The sequence below is a fragment of the Actinoplanes sp. NPDC051859 genome, assembly GCF_044452725.1.
Classification (GTDB): domain Bacteria; phylum Actinomycetota; class Actinomycetes; order Mycobacteriales; family Micromonosporaceae; genus Actinoplanes.
Genome location: NZ_JBITBX010000042.1, coordinates 1 through 1,365, shown reverse-complemented (window position 1 = coordinate 1,365; position 1,365 = coordinate 1). Strand labels below are relative to the sequence as shown.

Annotated in this window: 1 protein-coding gene; it reads left to right on the top strand. The window is 66.4% G+C overall.

The window, feature by feature from the left end; genetic code table 11:
- Positions 1-318: 318 nt before the first annotated feature.
- Positions 319-1,365 (top strand): GAF domain-containing protein (locus ACIA1L_RS33425; protein WP_396077078.1); only part of this gene is annotated, 1,047 nt, incomplete at its 3' end.

The window sequence follows — 1,365 nt, the reverse complement described above, 5'->3', positions numbered from 1 at the left end:
GGAAGTGCGGGGTCGCGGTTACGGAACGGACACCGGAGGACCTCCACCGCGTCGTCATCCTTCCGCATGGGCTGTGACTGCCCGGCATTGTGTCAGGTAAACAGCGTCGAGCTGACCGGGTTCGCGTCGGCCAATGGGCGCCCGCGCCGGCTTTAGATATAACAGATGATCGGCGCCACATGCGAAGTAGTTGCTGTTGAGCAACTAATAGTCGATGTGTGAAGATTCGATGGTGTGGTTTCCCATCGACTGGTCCAACCTGAGGCCGGGCGTTCACTGCGAGGTGGTCCCGTTGCCGCGGGTCGCGCAAGGGCGCCGGTGACCAGCGAAGACACGCCAGCAGCCCTCGATGACGGGCGTCGCTTGTCGGCGCTGGGGGATACCGGCCTGACCGCGTCGGCGGATCCTGCGTTCGACCGGTTCGCTGCGATGGTACGCACGGTGATGCGGGTGCCGGTGGCCCTGGTCAGCCTGGTGCAGGCTGACCGGCAGATCTTCCCCGGCGCGGTCGGCCTCGCCGACCCGTGGCAGCAGCAACGGCAGACCCCGCTGACCCACTCGTTCTGCCAGCACGTCGTCCTCAGCGCCGAACCGTTGGTGATCACCGACGCCCGCTTCGATCCGCGGGTAGTCGGCAACCTAGCCATCACCGACCTGGGCGTCGTCGGCTACGCGGGGATGCCGCTGACCGACGCCGACGGACAGGTTCTGGGATCGCTGTGCGCGATCGACACCGCGGCACGGCAGTGGACCGCGGACGAACTTGCTCTGCTGGCGGACTTGGCCGCGGCCTGCTCGGACATCCTGCGGCTGCGTATTGCTACCCGCGATGCCCGTGAACAGGCAGCGACAACTCTCCGGCAAGGCATCAAGGCACAAGCGGCATTCGACCGTAGTCAGTTGTTGCTGCAGGCAAGCGTCGCCTTGGCGGACACCGGCACGGTCGCCGATGTCGTCGACGCCGTTCGCGACCTGGTCGCCGTTACCTTGAATCCCGCCTATGTCGGCGTGTCCTTGCTCGATACGAACGGCGAGATCAGGGTGGAATCCACCGAGTCGCTGCCGGTCTCGGTCACGCAGCGCTGGCGCCGCTACCCCCGCACAGCCCAGACCCCCGCGGCACTGGCCATCAGCACCGGCGCGCCTGTGCTGATACCCGACCTCCGCGTGGTGGCAGCACAAGTGCCCGATGTCGTCTCGACGTTCACCGAGATGGGCTGGCAGTCATCAGCCAGCCTGCCCCTGCCCGGCCCTGCCGGGCCGATCGGTGCACTCACCCTGGTGTGGAAACAGCCCCATACCTCGGACGACGCCGAACAGGCAGTCCTGCTCGCGTTGGCCGGATATATGGCACAGGCACTACTG